Source organism: Streptococcus mitis (genome assembly GCF_002860865.1).
Lineage (GTDB): Bacteria > Bacillota > Bacilli > Lactobacillales > Streptococcaceae > Streptococcus > Streptococcus mitis_AT.
Genome location: NZ_PKIE01000003.1, coordinates 110,683 through 130,712 on the forward strand (window position 1 = coordinate 110,683; position 20,030 = coordinate 130,712).

General features: G+C 37.6%; 15 protein-coding genes. All 15 read left to right on the plus strand.

Annotation, left to right across the window (positions count from 1 at the left end; genetic code table 11):
* Positions 1-164 precede the first annotated feature (164 nt).
* The 15 genes from CYK18_RS06610 (at position 165) to CYK18_RS06680 (ending at position 19,913) form a co-directional block, all read left to right on the plus strand.
* Complete coding sequence (locus CYK18_RS06610; RefSeq protein WP_101785730.1) at positions 165-2,750, plus strand: SEC10/PgrA surface exclusion domain-containing protein; 2,586 nt, start codon at positions 165-167, stop codon at positions 2,748-2,750.
* Between the two features lie 148 nt (positions 2,751-2,898).
* On the plus strand, positions 2,899-7,602 hold the full coding sequence (locus CYK18_RS10815) for an SspB-related isopeptide-forming adhesin (RefSeq protein ID WP_180948019.1): 4,704 nt from the start codon (positions 2,899-2,901) through the stop codon (positions 7,600-7,602).
* A 71-nt stretch (positions 7,603-7,673) separates the two neighbouring features.
* On the plus strand, positions 7,674-8,096 hold the full coding sequence (locus CYK18_RS06620) for a hypothetical protein (protein ID WP_101785732.1): 423 nt from the start codon (positions 7,674-7,676) through the stop codon (positions 8,094-8,096).
* A gap of 74 nt (positions 8,097-8,170) precedes the next feature.
* Entirely contained in the window at positions 8,171-8,398 is a 228-nt protein-coding gene (locus CYK18_RS06625; protein WP_101785735.1) for a hypothetical protein, read from the plus strand.
* A gap of 9 nt (positions 8,399-8,407) precedes the next feature.
* Positions 8,408-9,157 carry a conjugal transfer protein TrbL gene (locus CYK18_RS06630; RefSeq protein ID WP_101785737.1) on the plus strand — a complete coding sequence of 250 codons (750 nt, stop codon included), beginning with the start codon at positions 8,408-8,410 and terminating at the stop codon, positions 9,155-9,157.
* 75 nt (positions 9,158-9,232) lie between these two features.
* Entirely contained in the window at positions 9,233-9,730 is a 498-nt protein-coding gene (locus CYK18_RS06635; RefSeq protein WP_101785739.1) for a hypothetical protein, read from the plus strand.
* Positions 9,731-9,743: 13 nt separating this feature from the next.
* On the plus strand, positions 9,744-10,265 hold the full coding sequence (locus CYK18_RS06640) for a hypothetical protein (RefSeq protein ID WP_101785741.1): 522 nt from the start codon (positions 9,744-9,746) through the stop codon (positions 10,263-10,265).
* 56 nt (positions 10,266-10,321) lie between these two features.
* On the plus strand, positions 10,322-10,696 hold the full coding sequence (locus CYK18_RS06645; protein ID WP_101785743.1) for a hypothetical protein: 375 nt from the start codon (positions 10,322-10,324) through the stop codon (positions 10,694-10,696).
* Positions 10,638-13,001 carry a VirB4-like conjugal transfer ATPase, CD1110 family gene (locus tag CYK18_RS06650; protein WP_101785745.1) on the plus strand — a complete coding sequence of 788 codons (2,364 nt, stop codon included), beginning with the start codon at positions 10,638-10,640 and terminating at the stop codon, positions 12,999-13,001. The genes CYK18_RS06645 and CYK18_RS06650 overlap by 59 nt, the downstream gene beginning before the upstream one ends.
* A gap of 10 nt (positions 13,002-13,011) precedes the next feature.
* Positions 13,012-15,717 (plus strand): phage tail tip lysozyme, encoded by a 2,706-nt coding sequence (locus CYK18_RS06655; protein WP_101785747.1) that lies wholly within the window; start codon positions 13,012-13,014, stop codon positions 15,715-15,717.
* Between the two features lie 12 nt (positions 15,718-15,729).
* Positions 15,730-16,410: a hypothetical protein gene (locus CYK18_RS06660; protein ID WP_101785749.1), complete on the plus strand. Its 681-nt coding sequence runs from the start codon at positions 15,730-15,732 to the stop codon at positions 16,408-16,410.
* Between the two features lie 10 nt (positions 16,411-16,420).
* Positions 16,421-16,660 carry a hypothetical protein gene (locus CYK18_RS06665; protein WP_101785751.1) on the plus strand — a complete coding sequence of 80 codons (240 nt, stop codon included), beginning with the start codon at positions 16,421-16,423 and terminating at the stop codon, positions 16,658-16,660.
* Entirely contained in the window at positions 16,653-17,531 is an 879-nt protein-coding gene (locus CYK18_RS06670; protein ID WP_101785753.1) for a hypothetical protein, read from the plus strand. Before CYK18_RS06665 ends, CYK18_RS06670 begins: the two co-directional genes overlap by 8 nt.
* A gap of 1 nt (position 17,532) precedes the next feature.
* A complete protein-coding gene (locus CYK18_RS06675) occupies positions 17,533-18,081 on the plus strand; it encodes a DUF3801 domain-containing protein (protein WP_101785755.1) in 549 nt (182 codons plus the stop codon).
* On the plus strand, positions 18,078-19,913 hold the full coding sequence (locus CYK18_RS06680) for a VirD4-like conjugal transfer protein, CD1115 family (RefSeq protein WP_101785757.1): 1,836 nt from the start codon (positions 18,078-18,080) through the stop codon (positions 19,911-19,913). The genes CYK18_RS06675 and CYK18_RS06680 overlap by 4 nt, the downstream gene beginning before the upstream one ends.
* The last annotated feature ends 117 nt before the right edge of the window (positions 19,914-20,030 follow it).

Genomic DNA, 20,030 nt, shown 5'->3' on the forward strand with positions numbered 1-20,030 from the left:
CATCAAGGAGAGGAGATTTGATATGTTCTAAATATCCTATCTTTGATTAAGCGGATAGATGAATGAAAATCAAGAAAAAAATTGATAAAAAACTCTAAAAATAGTAAAATAAAAGCATAAAATAAATATTTTAAGAACGTTTTTAAACAAAAAGGAGAAATCAAATGGAAATCATGAATGAAGTTAAGAAAGTTATGTTGGCTAGTGTTATCGCAACTGCAAGTGTTGGAGTAACGACGCAAGTTACTGCAGAAGAGGTAAAACCTTCAGACCAAATTTCAGAGAACCAACAGAAGACAGTAACTCAAAAAACAGTTACAGAAACTGATGTTGCTATCTCCCAAGCAAATGTGGATCAGGCAAACGCAGTTGTAAAAAACCAGGAGGAGATTGTAAAATCTAATCAAAACGAGGTAAAAGATGCAGAGAAAGTAGTTGGAGAAACTACAGAAGCTGTTACTCAAGCGGAGAAAGCTGTCAAGGAAGCTACTCCTAAAAATATCCAAGATGCAAAAGAAGATGTCTCTGTAAAAGAGGCTGCTGAGAAGAAGGCTAAAGAAGAACTGACCTCTGCTGGAGAGGAACAAAAGCTAGCTGAAAAGAATGTTAATGATCAGGAAGCAAATGTCAAAGAAGCTACTAGAAAACTTGTTGACAAAACAAAAGAAGTTACAGATGCAAAACAAATTGTAGCTGAAAAACAAGCTATTTTAGACGGCACTGGAGTTTCAGGCATTGTTGCTAATGCTGAAGCAGCTAAGCGAAACTTAGAAATGAGCGAAAAAGTTGCATCACAAGCTCGAGAAGATTTGGTGACTGCTAAAAAAGCGGATGACCAACGTGCTTCTAAACTGAAACAGGCAGAAGCAGAGGTAACGAGTACAGAAAGAACTAGGTTTGTGAAAGCGCAGGAGTTAGATCAAGCGATTACTAAAGCTACTAACTCTGAAAATCAGTATCGAGTAGCTAAAGAAAATCTATCTAAGGCTCAAAGTATTCTGGATAGTTTGACAACAACCTCTATCACTTATCCTGCTGGCTATGCTGAAGCTTTAAAGGCTTACTTCAATAACCCGACTGAAGAAAATTCAAATAAATTACATGAAATTGCCAAGAAAGGAATGACTGCTGCTGGATTTAGCTCTCCAGATGGTGGTGAGACTTATTACGGTAATACAAACTCTCCATTTAAACCCAGTGAAGTAGATAAAAAGACTGTGATTGCTGATGTCAATCATTTATCTGCTGAAGTTCAAGATGAACTTGCCATTTTCAATGCACATTTGATTAATGATTTCCGTCGATTGATGGGAACAGATGATATTCCAGTTTTAGTGAATCGAGATATGCAGAAAGTGGCACAGAAAGCAACTCAGCTATCAACTAATCAGTACGGGCATGACCTAGATGCTTTGAACACTGTTGCGAAAGAAGTTGGTTTAAATCAAGGTAATCAAGGTCTGCTTGCTGAAAACATAGGCTTTCAAAGTGCAGGTAATGTAGTAACATTAGCTGATCTGAAACAACAGGCATACGAAAACGTGATTATGATGCTGTTTTATGATAAGCATGCTAATTGGGGCCATGCTTTAAACTTTGCAGGACTTGATCGTGAGTCGGTTACGATGCAGTATATTGGTGTAGCAACCCGAAAGACAGATCTTGGTTTGATTGCGATGCACTATGTTGGAACAGATTCTAAAACAATTGATTTGCTGAAAAATGGTTTCCATCAAAATGTTAAAATTGATACTAAGAACAATCTAGCTAGTCTTCAGGAAAGAATTCAAGTAGCTAGAAATTCTGTGGCACAGGCTCAGGATACTTATGATACTGCGGAAACGAATCGTAAGGATGCACAAGCTAGAAAAGAACAAGCACAGACAGAATATACTCAAGCAGAAGTTACTGCGCAAAATGCAGTGACTAATCGTAATGATATTCAGAATATTGCTTTAAAAACTCCTGAAGCAGAAGCTAAGTTAAAGCAGGCGGAAGCAAATCTTGAAAAAGCTAGTTTAGAAAACAAACAAGCGCAAGAGGCTTTGGAACAGTTGAATGCAGACGTGCAAAACAAACGTGAAGTACTTGCATTAGCTAAAGATAAACTAGCTGAAAAACAAACTGAATGGAAATCGCTGAATGAAGCTTTGACTGCTGAGAAAGATGCATTGATTGCTAAACAAGGTGAAGTTGCTCGAATTAAAGAACTTGTCCTCAGTCGTCAAGCCTTACTTTCAGAATCAACTGAAGCCTTGAAGGCATCAAAAGAGCGAGTGGAAGTTTTGCAAAATGCCCCACAACTCTTAAAAAAGGCAAAACTGAATCTTGAAGCTGCTCAAGAAGTTTTGAAAGAAAAGAGATCAGCTCTTGAGTTAGCACTAGCAAAACTAGAAGCTGCAAAAGTAGAACAAAGAAAGGTATTAGAGGCTCATAAAGAGTTGTTGTCGGCTTATCGTGATTATCTGGAAGCACAGCAAGAAATTAAGAATCAAAAAGAGTTGACAGTTCAGCAAGCAAGTATTGAACAAGATGGAACTCATTCTAATACAGTAGTTCAAAATGGTAAGACTGCGAAGTATGTGCACGAACAAGTTGCAAAAGTCAAAGATCCAGTCTATCAAGCACCTGCTGCAAGATATGAATTACCTAAGACGGGGGAAAAATCATCCAGTCTTTGGTTCTTTGGAATGTTAACTATTTCACTTTTAAGTTTGTTGAAAATCAAACGAGAATCTAAGGAAAATTAAATTAAATTAAGTAAAGTCATCAAGGTTTCTTGGTGACTTTTTGATTGGAGAAAGAAATGAAAATTATACATTTTAGGGCGAGAGCTCCTTCAAATTATATCGTAAGTGAATAATATTGAATACTATATTAAGAGTTAAAGGAGAAATCATGAAATTCAATAATGAAACAAGAGCATTCGGATCAATCCGAAAAACAAGACGTTGGGGAACGTGTGGAGTAATTCTTGGTCTAGCTGCCTTAGGATTGATGACTAGTCCAGTTAGAGCAGATGAACGAGTAAATCCAAATCCTGCTACAAATGCGAAAAGTTTACAAGATGCCCCAACGGTGGATTCTACAAAAGACCAAGGTAGTGCAGAAAAATCAACAGGCTCTGTTGAAGTTACTGTTAACCGAGAAAAAGTAGAGTCTGCGGTATCGGCTGCTAAAGAAGCAGGTTTAATTGTAAAAGAAACTGAAGTTGATGGTGGTTTGGTGACTAATCCTGATGTGTTAGCTAAGAAAACTGCTGAAATTGAGTCTACTTATGAAAAACAAGCGACTACTGTTGTAGATGAGTCTAAGAAGTACAAAGAGGAAGTAGAAACTCGTAAAGAAGAGATTAAAACTATTACTGCTGAGAACAATGAAAAGCAAGACTCTTATAACAAAGCCAAAGCTCAGTATGATAAAGATTTAGCAGACGCTACTACTAAAAATGCTCAGATTGATAAAGAAAATCAAGAAAAGAATGAGCGTTTAAAAGCTGAAAAAGAGCGTGTAGCTAAAGAGAATGAGCGTATTAAACAAGAAAATGCGCTTGCCAAGTCTAACTATGAGAAGGCTTTAGCTGATCAAACAAAGAAAAATGCTGAGATTGATAAAGAAAACGCAGAGGCTAAGAAAGCTTACGAAGAAGCTTTAAAAACATGGACTGTTGAAAAAAGTAAGTCTGATGCTGATTTAACGAAGTATAAAGAGCAGTTGGCTCAGTATCAGAAGGACTTAGCTGAAGCAAAGCGTAAAAACGAAGAAATTGCTAAGAAGAATCTTTCAGATAAAGATGCTTATGCAAAAGCAGTAGAAGCTCGTAGGAAAGAAAATGAAGCTATTCTTCAGGCTAATAAAACTGCTTTAGACGCTTATGAAAAAGCTTTAGCTGATTTAAAACTTAAAAATGAGCAGATTGATAAAGATAATGCAAAATCACAAGATGAGTACAATAAAGCATTATTGAGGTATCAAACTGCTCATGCTCAATACGAAAGTGATTTAGCTGACTATAACCGTAAGTTAGCTGCATTGAGAACTCAGAGAGTTCAAGGTAGTGCGAATGGTGTTACTATTTATGGTGAATTTGATGAATCGAAGCGTGGTTCATTAGAATATTACTCTAGGCTGACTGCGGTTTTTGATTCAAGTGTTCCTAATCTTGAGGTAGTAGATGGTTCTTTGGGTGCAAATGTTAATACAACTATGAGTTTAGATAAGGATTTGCAACACGATAGATTAGAGAATAAAGATTTCTATGGTCATTCTGATTCTAAAGGAACTTATGGTGGTTCTGTAATCACAGGAATCAAACAAGGTTCAACATTCACCTTACACGACATCGGTAAAACTAAAACAGGCAAAACAATTTCTGCTAAGTTTGTAGCGCGCAACACTCCTGTCCCTGAGCATAAAATTGCAGGTAATCCTTCAACATATACTCGTTTGAATGTTTGGTGGAATAAGGTTACAAACGACAAGGATGTTTCATCTGTAAATTTTAACCCTTATAATTATCTTAATGTTGAATGGGATATTCATTACTTTGATGAGAAGTCAGGTAAAGCTATTGATTTAGGGCTTATTACTATTTACTCTGATTTAGATTACGCACAGGCAGTGCGACATACTTATGGGGACAATGTGGTAGGTGTTGTAATCAACCCAACGGATTCTCTGATTAAGGAAACTACAGTCAATGGACAAACACATTGGATGGGTGTAAAAACTGATGGTGTTTACAAACATAATGATCCAAGTGGGTTGGAACGTTATAAAATTGGCGATCCTGATTATATCGATGTAGATGATTACAGAGCAACTCCAGAAGGCACAATTGTAAGTGCAGGTCACGGTTCTATTCAACACTTAACTTACTTAGCGCGCGGAGATAAACCTTTACATACATACACAGAATCACAATCAGCTTCTTACCGTAAGTATTGGAATGATGAGCGTAGAGCTAACGGGCAACAAGATGATAACGATGATGAAATCTTCGCAGCTGGTTACACCTTCCAGGTTTGGGGTGGTCGTTCTGTGGTTAATCAGTTAGTTCCACCGTCTCCGCTAAAAATACCAATTCAACCAAGCTTAATTCAAAAGAATAAGGATACTATTGAGAAACCTACACCTAAGTCGTTATTACCAGAAATTCCACCAGTATCTGATACAGGTGAGGTTCCTTTGCCAAAAGAACCTCCTAAACCAGACGAATTTACAAACCCAAGACCAGATGAACCAGAGTATAAGGAGAAGGACAAGACTCCATTGACACCTCCTAAGGAGAAACCTTTATTAGCCTCGCCAAAAGATGAACCAGATAAACCTCACGTTCCTATTCCGAGTGAACCTCCTACACCGGACTTAAAGCCTGTGCCAAATGAGGTCGCGCCGAGAGAAATTAAGGTTACATACACTCGCTTGAAAACTACGCCTACTGTAGAAAAGTTAGTTAAGAACTCTGCAGGTACAAATGTGAATAATTCGTCAGTACCCAAGTTATCAGAAGTTGTTTGGGACTTGAAAACTAAACCTCTTGCAGCAAACAGAGAAGAAACTACAATTTACGAACTAACAGACAACTTACCTCAAGGATATCGTTTAGATTTAGCAAAAACTGTAGCTCAAAACTCAGATTTTACAATAACTTATGATAAAGCTAAACATCAGTTAAAAGGGTTATTGAAATCTGAAGGTTTAGCTAAAGTTAATTTGGATTTAACTAAAGTATTTACCGCACCTGTTCTTAAAGTGTATGGTACAGTAACGAATGATGGTGCAACCTATAAGAATAACTTCCGTTTGAATTTAAACAATGAGTTTGAGTCTTATTCAAATATTGTTAAGGTAACAACACCAGGTAAACCGAATGATCCAGACAATCCGAATAACAACTTAATCAAACCTCTCAAACACAATCATAACAAGGATGGTGTTATCATTGATGGAAAGACAGTTCTAGCTGGTTCAACGAATTACTACCATATAACCTTGGATTATGATCAGTATAAAGGGATAAAGGCAGATCCATCTGCTATTCTAAAAGGCTTTGGTGCGATTGATGATTATCCAGAAGAGGCAGTAACTATTAATAAATCAGATATTCGTTATATTGATAGTGAAGGAAAAGAAGTTTCTGGTATTTCAGTGTATCAGTATGATTCTATTGAAGCTGTTGATAATGATAAGGTTAAAGCCTTTCTAGATAGTTCTGAGATTAAGCCTAAGGGAGCTTTCCAAGTATTTTTAGTGGATGATCCGGAAGCTTATTTTAAGCAATATATCAAAGCAGGAAAATCTGTTACAATTATTGATCCAATGGTAACTAAGGAAGAACTGCGAAATACAGGAAAATCATTTGAGAATACAGCTTACCAAGTTGATTTCGGTAACGGATATAAAACTGATACAGTTGTAAATAATGTTCCTACTGTTAAACCAACCAAAAAGAATCTTAACAAGGAAGGTGTTAACATCGATGGGAAACAAGTCTTGGCAGGCTCTGTCAACTACTACAAGGTAACGGCAGATTATAGCCAATACAAGGGCATTGAAGCAGATAAAGACCGTATTGGTAAAGGGTTCTATATCGTTGATGATTACCCAGAAGAAGCTGTTACCATCAATCAAGACGGTGTTCAAGTAACGGATTCTAAAGGGCAAGTGGTTAAAGGGTTGAGAGCTACTATATATGAAAGTCTAGACAAAGCTCCAGTAGGAGTTCAAGAATCTTTGAAAAAACAAGGATTTATCCCAAAAGGAGCGATTCAAGTATTCAAGGCGGAGAATCAAGAGGAATACTACAAGACCTACGTTCAAACTGGAGAAGTTCTGACTATTACCAACCCAATGACTGTCAAGAAGGAATTGGGTCAAACAGGTGGTAAGTATGAGAATACAGCTTATCAAGTTGATTTTGGTATAGCTTATGTAACTGAAACTGTAGTCAATAATGTTCCGAAGATTGAACCTAAGAAAGATGTGGTGATTGACCATCTAAGTAAAGAAAGTTTAGATGGCAAAGATGTCAGGTTGAATCAAACGTTTAATTATAAATTAGTTGGTTCCTTGATACCAAAAGATCGCTCAGAACAGTTATTTGAATATAAGTTTAGAGATGACTATGATGAAACACATGATGATTATCAGAGTATCTATCAAGTGTTTGCGACTGTAGATTTTGAAACAAGTGATGGTCAAAAATTCAAAGCTGGTGATGAATTAACTAAGTTCACAAGTCAAGTAGTAGACAAGGCTAAAGGTAAAGTAGATATTAGCTTTGATGATGCTTTCTTGAAGTCAATTTTAGAAACATTAGAGTTTCAAGCAGAAGCATATCTACAAATGACACGTATTCAGTCAGGAACAGTAGAAAATACTTACTCTCATACAGTTAATGGTGTGGAAGTTGTTTCTAATACGGTTGTGACTCATACTCCAGAAGAACCAAAAACTCCTGAAGAACATCCGCAACAACCAGAACGAAGCTTGCCATCTACAGGTGAGCAGGCTTCTGCAGAATTGTTGTTAGCTGGTCTGGCAATGGGGGGTACTGCTGCAGGCTTGCTCTACAGCAAGCGCAAGAAAAAAGAGGCTTAGAATACTCTAGGAACCTTTGAAATAAGCTATTTTTATGGTATAATAACGGTAAATCGTAGAGGAGTAGGATTATGAAATTTGGAAGTGATTTTTCCTGGTTATGGGTAGCTATCATTAGGATTTTTACAGCTCCCTTTTATATCATTCTTTGGTGTATTAATGTTGTGAAATCAGCGTTTGGAGTTGTCATACTTTGGATTGTATCTAAATGTTGTGTTGGATTAGTTCTGTTTTTGCCTTTTTGGCTTTTGATTGATATCTTACACTGGATTACTCCTTCGGTAGGAGATGCTTTTTTCCGATGGTACGGAATTCATGTTATGGGTTTTGTTCAACGTGCTTGGATTGATGGCGCAGTTCATGAATTTCCAATACCTGCAGGTGGAACTAATTTCCTTCCCTATCCACATATTGAGATTCCGATTATGATAGTACTTACTCTTCTAGTAGCTACTGTTCGGACGATTTATCGTGAAGAATTTGATGAATTATAAAAATGTGTTTGGCACTGTAGAAATCTCTGCAGTGCCTTTTGTTATAAAAAAAGAAATTAAAAGAGGTAAAACAAATGGAAATCATTACAAAAATTATTACTGGTCTAGGTGGAGTTGGAACAGTTACGGGTCTTTTCTGGATCTGGGCTGGTGCGGTCGACTTTATTCAAGGAAGAAAGAACAAAGATAAGCAAAGACAAGATGATGGGTCTGATTCTATGACTAATGGTGTATATCTGGCCATAGCTTCTGCGGGGATTGCAGCCGCAATCGTTGCAGCACTATCTCAGATAAAATTTTAGGAGTAGCCTATGAATTTAGATATTAGAGAGCTAACTAGTTCTCTTTCCAGTTACAGCTCGGCGACAAACCAAGCTGTAAATATGATGGCTGATGCAGTCAGACCTATTGGGTATATCCTTTTAGGTCTTTTTTTCTGGTTTGAAATGGCATCGTGGTCACAAATGGTCAAGTCGAGAGGAGGTTCGCTAACCCAAAAGATTTGGCTAGAGGCCTTGATGAAGTATTTATTTGCCTTAATCATGATTTCTGCCTCATCTCAAATTTGCGATGCCATTCTGGAATTGCTTAATATTATTGTGAAAGTAATTGCTCATGTAGTACCTTCACAACTTGATAAATATCAATATGCGCAAGGTGCTGTCAAAGGTTGGTTTGAAAAAAGTATTTTTGGTCTAGTCGGTGGACTAACTGAATTCATAGCTAATATAATACTTGGAATTATTATCTTCCTAAGGTATTTAGACTTGTATATGCTTAAGGCTTTAGCTCCATTATTGGTAGCTTTCTTTATGATGGATTCTTTACGAACTGTCACGATTAACTTCCTGAAATATTTTGCAGCTTCAGCCTTTATCGGAGTTATTCTAATTGTAGTATCTGTTGTATATAATGGTTTAGTCACTACAGATATGTTAAAAGTGGCAGCAGGAACTAGCGGAAGTTTGGGGACAGCCTTTGCGTCAATTGCTAAAGGTGTAATATACATCTTTACACTTGTTGGAACTAGTCGAAAAGCCAAGCAACTTTTAGGAGTATAATCCATGTCTAGAGAAATTAGAATTAATCGATGTTACCTATGTTTAGAGAGTTTCTATAGAAAGAGGTGACTATCGATGGAAACGTTAAAAGAGATAGGAAATAAACAATTTAATGATTTACAAAAGCAACATGGTACAAGAGAGTTGAAAGATAAAATAACTTCTCTTGAACAAGAAATAACACGTCTTTCTTGGTTTGCCTATGAACATGAATTATTATCGGAGCCTTTATTGGAGTGGATATTGGATGGTAGGGTTAAGATAGATGAAATTCCTTGTGCTGTTCGGATGAGTAGTTATGGTGATGAACTATATATTTATGCTTGGCGCTATGCAGAAGCTAAGCAAGATGCTTTTTATGGCATGAGAATTCTTACCCTTCTTCAGGAAGATATAAAGCACTGTGTTATAGCCGATAGTATCAGTCAAACAGAGTATGTTTACCGTTTGGAACAGTGGATTAAATATATGGCTCGTGGTAAAATGGTCTTCAAAGGAGATGAAAACTTTGAACGCTATTTTCAGGAACAAAAGGCGTCTAACAGAAGCCTATTCGATACTGAGGGGTTATGAGAATGAAATCAAATTGTTAAAGAAACAGTTAAGCATTCTTAATAGAGATTTGCCAAGAATTGAAGAATCGAATTATAGTGAAAGAATGATTCTTTTTAGTAAGGCTATTCAGAATAAACGTATTATTATCACGGTGCGCTATAACCTAAATTATAAAAAACAGGTTGAGATGCTTTATTTTAGCTTGGATGATGGTCAAGGAAAGACTAAATACGCTCATCAGTTACAACTTCAAGCCCTCTATGGTCATTATGATGGATTATTTAAACAATTGGTAATAAGGGATTTTCTTATAAGAGATCCTAATAGAGGATATGGCAGTCTATTATTAAGGGAATCTCTTCTTCATATTAGTCAATTATTTGGAGTAAAGACTAAAATTGTTGGAAAGTTGTCTTTTGTAGACGAAGTAGACAAGGTAAATCATCAACGTCGAGATCATTTGTACCAAAAATTTGGTTTTTCTATCACAGATGGAAGAATTTCGCTTGATGAGATTCCTGTAGCTATGCTTGTAAAGGAACGTGATAAATAACTGACATAACACTAACAGTTCTAAACGGACTGTTTTTTTGATGGGAAGGAAACTAATTGAAAAAAATTGGATCAGAATTTTTAAGAGAATTTGAAAACGAGGACAAGCCAATTCTATTTGGTCTAACTACTAGAATGCTTGTTCTATACCTGTGTTTGATAATAGCTGTCTCAGGGACAATTGCTATTTACTTCTTTGGTCTACCTGATTGGTACATCTATCTTTGGGATGCTCTATTTGTCGTTCCTGGAGGAATGTACGGTACGGGAATGACTAAGCGAATGCGGATTAAAGAAAAAATCAATTTCTTTTTCCGAATCCAACAACGAACCTATGAGACAGAATTTGGAAAGGTAGGAATGTATACGAAAGATGAGTTTATTCAAAAGCAAAAGAGAAAAACTAGAAAAAGCAGAAAAGAAAAAAATTGATCGTTTGCGTCGCCAGATGAAACCTACAACGCAAAACACGATCAATTACACACGTCTACATGAAGATGGATTGATGCACATTGCACGTGAGAAGTATTCTCGTAGCTTTATGCTAGGGGATGCTTCTTACTCGACAGCTCAACAAGATGAAAAAGAGAGTATCATCGATACAACGATGGATGCTCTTAATTCACTGGATGAGGGTAGTAACTACCAGCTCCTAGTCATTAATCGTCGAGTATCGGATAACTCCTTGCAGAATATCTTGTTTGAAGAAACAAACGATGGCTACGATGACTATCGTGAGGAGCTAAATGAGATGATCAAGGAGCGATTTACGACACATGCTAACAACTTCGAGGTACATAAGTATGTGACCATTTCAACGAATGCGGATGACCGAAAACAGGCTCAGTTGTTACTACAAGATATTGGAGTTTCCCTAGGGACTCAGTTCCAGGAGGCTGATATTACATTTAGGGATATGAATGGTTTGGATCGCCTAAAGGTCTTTTCTGAGCTACTACGAGGTAACCCGTATGTCAATTTTGATTACAAAGAAATTGCTTTGACAGGTTTATCCACTAAATCATTTATTGCGCCAAACAGGATTGAATTTCAAGAAAAACGCATGATGATAGATGATAGCTGGGTCAAGGTACTCTATGCACACCGCTATCCTAACTGGATGTCTGATCGTCTCATTCGGGATTTAACAACACTAGGTTTTGAACTAGCTATTACTATTCATGCAGAACCCTATGAGAATGTTGAAATCTTAGAGAAAATTGACGATGCAGAAACAGATGCTGAAATTGGGAAACTTCGTTCTAAACGCAAGGCGGCTCAATCTGGTATCTTTGATGATGCGGTTGTGGCTGGTCGTGACCAAGAAATCTCAGAAGCTACCAAGAAGTGGCGAGACGAGATTACTGAGTATGATCAGAAAATCTTTTCTGGTTTGATTGCAGTGTATTTTAAGGCAGAGAGCCAAGAGGAACTACAACGTAACGAACAGAAGATTAAGCGTGCTGGCCGTAAATTAGGGGTAGAGTTTGATGATCTTTATTATTATCAAGAAGAGGCTTTGAATACGATTCTACCTATCGGGGAGTGCTTCTTGAATGTGAAGAAGAATTTTATGAGAAAGATGACGACAGCTAATATTGCTACGCAAGTTCCTTTTACCAACGTGGACTTGAAGTCTGAAAGCTCACTTGCTCGCTACTATGGACAGAATCAATTATCAAACAATATCATTACACTAGATCGAAAACGTGATCTGAATACGGGTTCAGGTGTTGTACTTGGTACCTCTGGTTCTGGTAAATCTACTACGATTAAAGGTGGAGAAGTCATTCCAACTTTGCTGAAATATCCAGAAGACCGAGTTATCATCGTGGATCCCGAAGATGAATATTCTGATATTGGCCGTGCTTTCGGTGCTCAGATGGTGGATATTTCGATTGGTTCTAAAACACATATCAATCTTTTGGATCTACCAGATCTGGATCGCTTGGATGATGAGGATGACGACCCAATAGGGGATAAAGCAAACTTGTTGATGGGATTGTTTGAATCGATTCTGTCAGAGGTGACAGATGCCCAGATTGGGATTATTGACCGAGTGACAGGTGTGACTTATGAACGCTATTTGACGGAGAATTATACCCCAACATTAAAAGAGTGGCACCAGGTCTTGAAAGAACAACCCGAACCCGAAGCACAAGACTTAGCTTTAGCAGTAGAGACCTATACAACTGGTTCTCAGGATATTTTTGCTCACAATACCAACGTGGATCTCAATCATCGCTTTGTTATCTTTAATCTGAAGAAGTTGTCGCACAAATTGAAGCCGTTCGCTTTGATGGTGATTCAGGATTATATCTGGAATCAAATTGTAGAGAATCAAGGGAAATGTACTACATGGGTTTACTTTGATGAGATGCAGATTCTATTTAAAAATAAGGCTCAAGCAGACTTCTTTACTACGTTGTATTCACGGATTCGGAAATACGGTGCGATTCCAACAGGAATTACACAGAACGTAGAAACGCTAGCTGCTGTTGAAGAAGGTCGGAAATTGCTCTCAAATAGTGAGTTTATGATTTTACTCAAACAAAAACCCCAAGATTTGGCTATCCTAAAAGAGATTGTCAATCTGACTGATAAACAGATTCGCTACTTAGCACGGCCAAAAGCTAAAGGTACTGGCTTAATCGTAGCTGGGCCAGTTGTGGTACCTTTTGAAAATCCAATACCAAAGAATACTAAGTTGTATAACTTAGTCGCAACAGACGCTTAGGAGTCTCATTATGAATCAGGATCAAGGCAGACCAAACACAATCGGTCATAAGTTAGATCAAAAACTGGAGACGGTTCGGAATAATTACCGAACGGTTCAACAAGAGAGTGCTAAGCAAATGAAGGAGCTAAAAGAACAAACACGTTCTAAGCGCCATATAGTGAAGAAGAGTCGTAAACAATTTAGAGCTTCAAAGGCCAAGGTAAAATCTCTAAAAAAGGCATATAAAAGTTTACAGAAACAAGGAAAATCATTAACTCCAGAAGGTGCTAAAAAGTTAGCGTCACTCAAGAAAGAACTGGATAAGGCAAAACTAGAGAAGAGAGTTGCTAAAAAAGTCTTCAAAGTTGCTCAAGAGGCTAACGGTGGTTCACGTAAGAAGAAGTTTTATCGTGCTACTAAACAGGCTTTAGAACGTTCTGCGAGTCAACAAGCTAGTTCTGCAGCGCATCAGGATGATACGCTATCAGATTTAGCACGAGCTAAATATCGGTATCAGGATATTCAGATTCAAGGGAAACGGATCAAAACGATTGGGAAGTATAGCGGTAAACTTGGCCAAGGAATGGTTAAATCGAGCTATAGCCTTGGAAATAGAGTCTACAATAAGGCTAAGGGTAGAGGTTTCACTCGAACTCCAAGAGAATTTTCTTGGGAAGGAAAACTCTCTCGTCGTATTAAGGCCTATAAGAAACGCTTAGCTACTTCTAAAGCAGGGAAAGTTGCTAAGAAAGCGAGGAAGTTTTACCGTGTAGGTTCTAAACCTCTTAAAGTTATTCTCAAAAATCCATTTAGCTTAAAGGCTTATCTGATTGCTTTTGGTCTGCTTTTGTTTCTGGCTATACTTGGTATCGGTAGTTCAGGAATTACCCGTCAAGATGAATTTGATATGAATGATACCTGGTTGTATCTTTCAAAATTGGATCGTGAAAAATCGAATGACAAGGTAGATTATTGGACAAAAATTGACGATCCGCTTTTGTACTTGAATTATAAGTATGATGATATTTCAGATAAGCTTCGTATAGACGGGAATAAATATTTTTCACAACAGAATCGTGGAAAACTTTACTTAGATACCTTATGGAAGAATTTGAATGGGGATAAAGACAATCTTAAAACGATGGAAGAGCTTTATACCAAAAATAATCTCTATAAGCTTGATAAGGACGAGTTAGAGGAGTATAAACAACTCTTAGAAATTGCTAGAGATAGCGGAAAATATATGTTGCTTCAAGAACTAGATAATCCATTTTATACAGAAGAAGAACCTGAATCACAAGCACCGCTTCAGATTATTGAGCGGTTTGGGTATAAAACTAGGACGGAAGTTTTTAATGGATCTGTTTTGCAGGCTTCAGGAGGTCAGTCTCTGTTAGCTGTTTTAGATGGGAAAGTTGAAGTTAAGGGGAGTGACATAGAAATTAGTGATCAGGACTCCAAGTTTCTGTATAAGAACGTAGATACGATTCGCTATAAAACAGGTGATCACGTCAAAGCTGGAGATATTATTGGAAAGGTAGCACCTGAAGGAAATCAAACTGTTTATTATCAAAAGCTAGAACCTGATCGTGCAAATAAGAAAGATAAAGATGGGAATATCAAGAAGAGTTGGACTTATGTCAATGTCGGCTTTTACTTCCAGCGTGTAGAATATACCCAAGCAACGTCGGTTGTGAGCAGTATTGAAACATCTGGAGATAAAGGAAGACGTGCAAGAGCTTTTGCGGATGCAATCAAAAAAAATATACCAGAAGCAACAGATGAAGGAATCGCAGCCGTTTTGGGAGGATTTGATATTGAGAGTTCCATCACCTTTAAACGCTATGAAACAGACTATCTAACCAATAATCAGTTTGATAAAGTCGCTAAAGAACCAACTGCAGAAAATCTAGTTGGTAATTGGGGAGCCTTTCAAGCTATGTACCCTACCTTGCCTCTAAATGAAAGAGGTTATCTAGTCAACGGTTTGCACTATATCGGGATTGGGATTGGTCAATTTACTGGCCCTCGTGCTCTTGCGTTGTGGAATTTTGCAAAATCTGTGAATGGAGATATTTGGTCTGCGGAAGTCCAAACAAAATTTCTTCTGGAGGAAGATGATCCAACTAGACGTGCAGCATTCAGAAGAATTGTAACCTCAACTGGTTCTGTAGAAACTCTTGCGGAGGACTTCTTGAATGCTTGGTTAGGAGTCCCAGGAAATAAGCTTTTAGAACGGCAATCTGCAGCCCGTCAATGGTTGAATTTCTTAAAAAATAAAGGAGGAGGTTCGACAGGTATTTCTAGCAAGCAAGTTCCATCAGAATATAAAGATAAGCTACCTTATGGTCTACCTACCGATCAAGCAATTCTAGAGGGTCAAGGTTATCCAGGTAATGCCTATGCACTAGGAAATTGTACTTGGTATGTCTATAACCGTTTTGCTCAGATTGGAATAGGAATTTATCCGTATTTAGGAAATGCCAATCAATGGGTTGATAGCGGTCAAGCTCAAGGATATGACATTTCAACGACTCCTAAACCAGGTTCTGCAGTTGTATTCATGAATGGTGTAGCTGGAGCATCACCAATTTATGGTCACGTGGGATTCTGTGAGTATGTTAATAGTGATGGTAGCTTCTTAATGTCAGAAATGAACTTTGGTGGTTTATACTTATCGACTTGGCGAACCTTGACACCACAATCAGGCATATACTTTGTTACCCCTAAATAAGAAAGGAAAAGAATGTATAATCAAAAGTTAATCAAAATGGTAAAGGGATTCCTTATGGGAGTTGCTGCTATTTTATGTATTGTCCTGGGCTATTCTATTGCCCGAGTACAGCAGAATTTGAGACAGAATAGTCAAGTTCAGGAAGAGGCAAAGCAGAAACCAGAAGAGAAACAACAGGAACAACTATCTCTTACTGAACAGCAGGTCGAGGACTTTCTAATTGCTTACTATACCAAGAAGGATTTAGAAGAGAATCGCCCGCGCTATAAGCCTTTTATGACTGATTCTATGTATCAGGAAACTGTTCAAGAAGAACAAAAACCAGTCAACCAGACCTATAAGGGGTATGTGGTTGATCAAGCTTTTGAATCAGGCTCTATCTACATTGATAAACAACATAAAATTGCATTAGCTCAGGTTCAATATACTAGTACTACCTTAACAGAGAAAGATAATAGAGCTTCTAAGGGGCTAACTGGTAGTACTAAGGCGACAATTCGATTGACCTATGTAGAAAAAGCAGGGAAACTATTAATCAATAAAATAGAGCCTATCGTATTGACTGAAGCGAGAGGGCAAAGTATAGGAACTTATTCAGATACTAGCAGTTCAAGCTCGACTCCAGTTTCATCTACATCAACGGCAACACCTACATCTTCTGAACCAACAACCGCAACTAGTAGTAACCAATAAGGAGAATTGAATGAATAAAAAAATAGAACAACTTGAAGGTAAGCTTGAGAAAGTGAGGAAAGATAAGAAAAAAGCGCAACGACAAAAAGAAGAAGCAGATAAAAAAATCAAGAATTACATAAATCAAGAAAAAGATTTGGAAGCACAGCTTTTTATTGCACTATCAGAAGAGAGTGGCTTATCCTATCAGGAAATGAAGGAACTCATTCTTCCAGCACAATCAAGTAACCAAGGAGTGAATCATGTATAAAATTATTAATCAATTGACTAATCAAGAGGAAACATTTGAGAATCGAGATGATTTATTATCAAGGCTAGAAATCATCAATGAGCGAATGAAGAGTAATAGAATAACCGGAACATATCAGCTTTATTCTCTTAATCCTGAAGGTGAAATCCTACAAGAACTTAGTCTTGAAATACCTTTTGTTGGGATTATTGATCAGTTGCTGGAAAATTTTGGTACGAGTACTGGAAAGAAAAAGAGAGGTTTTCTTCATTTTTTAGCAAAACATAAAGAAAATACCTCCTTACCAGCCGAACGAGAATCCCAATCTCAACCAGAGCCTGAGCTAGAAGAACTAACGTTAAAGAAAGAAGCAGACAGAAATCGACAAAGAATTGCAGAGCTGGTGGCTAAAAAGCCTCAGAATGATATTGTAGAGGAAAAAACTTTGGGAGATAAGGATACTTTCTCATCCGATGAGTGGACTACAGAACACTTCAGTAGACTGGATGAAACAGAGGCGGTACAGGAAGGACGAGTAGAACCTACACAAGAAGTAGTTTCTAGTGTTGAAAAATCAAGTCAGGAAGAAACTGGATCTCTTCCTGTTAAACAAGAAGATAAGGGCAATGTTGAGCCTTCCTTCTCTCTTTCTCATGCGACGACAGTAGAATTGCCTTCAGAGGTCATTGATAGCTTTGAGGCTCAGACCCTCACTTATAAGCAGTCTATTAAACATAAAATTCAGTCTAACGAAGAATTCATCAAGGAAGCAAACGAGGAAATTATTGAGTGTCAAAATAAAATCAATGAGTTGCGACAACAGATTCTTGCCAAAGAGAAACAAGCTAGTCAACTGAAGGATCTTTATTTCAAAATTGAAGAGGTGAGCTAAAATGGAACAAGAACAAGTGGTAGTCCAATTAGGACGGGCAACTCTTGTGACAGGAGAAATCATCTTAAAAGGCCTCTTTCTGGTGAGTTCTAAGGCAGTTGAAATGTATCAGGCCAGAGGGGAAAATGTCCTCTTTACTGGTGAGACAGACTGGAATAAATTCATGGCAACGGCAGACACTAAAGAAGTCCAGCAATTACTACATAATGAAGTCAATCTCGAGGCAGTTCGAAAAGAACTGGGCCAATATGGGATTGGCTTTTCTTTTTATACACACCCTGATGGTAAGACAACTCTTGCTTTCAATGCAAAAGATAAAGGAGTTGTCGAACAAGCCTTTAAGGATGTCCTAGAAGGCATCACAAGAGATCCTAAAGGATTCAATGAGCGAAACCTTAAAAATGGGAAAACAACTTCTTTTGAAGAGAAATTGCAACATTTCAAAGCAGTGGAACAAGAGAAAATTTCTTCCTTCCAGGTGAACATTCATACGAAGGAGTTTGTTCTTCCAGAAAATATCGAACCACAGATTGGAGGAAAAATGAAGTGATTACAGAAAAGAAGAAACGGAGACTTAGACCGTATTTGTTGTTAGGAATTGGTCTATTCTACCTTTTTCATTGGTTCTTTAAACTATGGCTGTTGGCACCAGATACTGATTCAGTAACAGATGTATTTGGATTTGGAAAGCTTAACTGGATGAACAACCATCTGGGCGATAAATCTTGGTTTGATTTTCAATTCACACTAGCTTCTTTATTAATTGGTATGGGCGGATTTTTGATTGCTTTTCTGCTGTATTTGAGAGTATCTGATACGGGGACTTACCGCTATGGAGAAGAACATGGATCAGCTCGTTTTGCGACAAGAGAAGAGTTGATGAGATTCCGAGACGAAGAACCTGAAAAGAATATGATTTTTACCCAGAACAGTCAGATGGGACTATTTAATAACCGCTTGAGCTTTGAAAATCAGATTAATAAAAATATTCTGGTGTATGGAGGTACAGGGGATTCAAAGACACGTAGTGCTGTAAAACCGAATATATTACAAGCTAACTCTAGTTTTGTAACTACAGATACTAAAGGGATTTTGATTCATGAAACAGGGAAATCACTTGTAGAAAAAGGCTATAAGATTAAGATTTTTGATTTGATTACTTTCCTGAATTCAGATGGCTTCAACGTTTTTAGATATATTCATAATGAAATGGATATAGACCGAGTGGCAGAGGCAATTACAGAGTCTCTCAACAGAAATGGTCATGAAAGTGATCCTTTTTGGCCTGCAGCAAATAAACTCTTGATGCGTTCTCTAATTGGCTATCTTTATTTTGATGGTCAAATCGATCACTATCTGCCTAATTTGGGGCAGGTTACAGATATGATTCGAGAATTGAGAAGGAAGCATCCAGAAGCGGAGAGTCCGGTTGAATTGATGTTTGAAGATTTGGAGAGAAGGAGCCCAGGGAATTATGCCTGCAGGCAGTGGGAACTATTCAATAAAAACTTTGATGGTCAAACACGGGCTTCTGTTTATGCCATTTTTGCGACTACCTTCTCAGTCTTTGACCATGAGCAACTAAGAAAGATTATTGAAAAAGATACGCTGGAGATTGAAAAATGGAATATTGAGAAAACAGCAGTTTTTATTCATATTCCAGAAGTGGATCCAGCTTACCAGTTCTTATCTGCCCTTCTTTTTAGTACCATTTTTGATGTGCTAATAAAAACTGCAGATGCAGTTATATTAGGTGAGTATCCAAAAAAGACTAAGGAAGACCTATTACATCTACAGGTGTGGGCAGATGAGTTTGGTCAGATTGGGAAGATTCCTAATTTACCACCAATTATCTCTGTTATTCGTTCACGAGAGATTTCTATCAAGATGATGGTGCAATCTCAAAGTCAGATTGAAGTATTGTACGGTAAAGAAAATACAAAGACGATTATCAATAACTGTGGTGCTATTCTTTATTTAGGCTCCAATGACTTAGACACGCTTAAGTACCTATCTGAGCGATCAGGTAAGCAAACTTTGAATGATCAGAATTATAGTGAGAGCAGAGGAAGAAATGCCAGCAGTTCTAAGCAAAACTCCAAAATTGGTCGAGAACTGTTGACACCGCATGAAGTGGCTACGATTGGAACAACAGAAGCCCTACTCTTCCTATCCAAACAAAATGTTTTTCGAGATCAAAAATTTAACCTGGATACGCATCCAAGAGCCAATCTCCTAAGCAATGGCCCAAACGATGACAATTGGTATCGATACAAGCGCTATCTGAGCGATATTGATGAGTGGAAAGACCAGGTTGGGGAAGAAAATGTTATTCATATCGGGATTGAGGAAGTGGAGGAAGTTCCTCTCAAAGTGAGTTAGGAATCTTTGGATATACAACTTTCTATAAGTTGACTATCTTTTCTTCAGATGAACTTAAGTTGATGGTAACTAAGAACCAGAGTGCAGAATATATCTTAGTATTTTATGATATAATAA

Excerpts from the sequence above, each read along its gene's own strand:
- CYK18_RS06650 (WP_101785745.1), top strand. The coding sequence starts at position 10,638 with ATGAGTTTATTCAAAAGCAAAAGAGAAAAACTAGAAAAAGCAGAAAAG.
- CYK18_RS06610 (WP_101785730.1), top strand. The coding sequence starts at position 165 with ATGGAAATCATGAATGAAGTTAAGAAAGTTATGTTGGCTAGTGTTATC.
- CYK18_RS06630 (WP_101785737.1), top strand. The coding sequence starts at position 8,408 with ATGAATTTAGATATTAGAGAGCTAACTAGTTCTCTTTCCAGTTACAGC.
- CYK18_RS06665 (WP_101785751.1), top strand. The coding sequence starts at position 16,421 with ATGAATAAAAAAATAGAACAACTTGAAGGTAAGCTTGAGAAAGTGAGG.
- CYK18_RS10815 (WP_180948019.1), top strand. The coding sequence starts at position 2,899 with ATGAAATTCAATAATGAAACAAGAGCATTCGGATCAATCCGAAAAACA.
- CYK18_RS06660 (WP_101785749.1), top strand. The coding sequence starts at position 15,730 with ATGTATAATCAAAAGTTAATCAAAATGGTAAAGGGATTCCTTATGGGA.
- CYK18_RS06625 (WP_101785735.1), top strand. The coding sequence starts at position 8,171 with ATGGAAATCATTACAAAAATTATTACTGGTCTAGGTGGAGTTGGAACA.
- CYK18_RS06675 (WP_101785755.1), top strand. The coding sequence starts at position 17,533 with ATGGAACAAGAACAAGTGGTAGTCCAATTAGGACGGGCAACTCTTGTG.
- CYK18_RS06635 (WP_101785739.1), top strand. The coding sequence starts at position 9,233 with ATGGAAACGTTAAAAGAGATAGGAAATAAACAATTTAATGATTTACAA.
- CYK18_RS06620 (WP_101785732.1), top strand. The coding sequence starts at position 7,674 with ATGAAATTTGGAAGTGATTTTTCCTGGTTATGGGTAGCTATCATTAGG.
- CYK18_RS06670 (WP_101785753.1), top strand. The coding sequence starts at position 16,653 with ATGTATAAAATTATTAATCAATTGACTAATCAAGAGGAAACATTTGAG.
- CYK18_RS06655 (WP_101785747.1), top strand. The coding sequence starts at position 13,012 with ATGAATCAGGATCAAGGCAGACCAAACACAATCGGTCATAAGTTAGAT.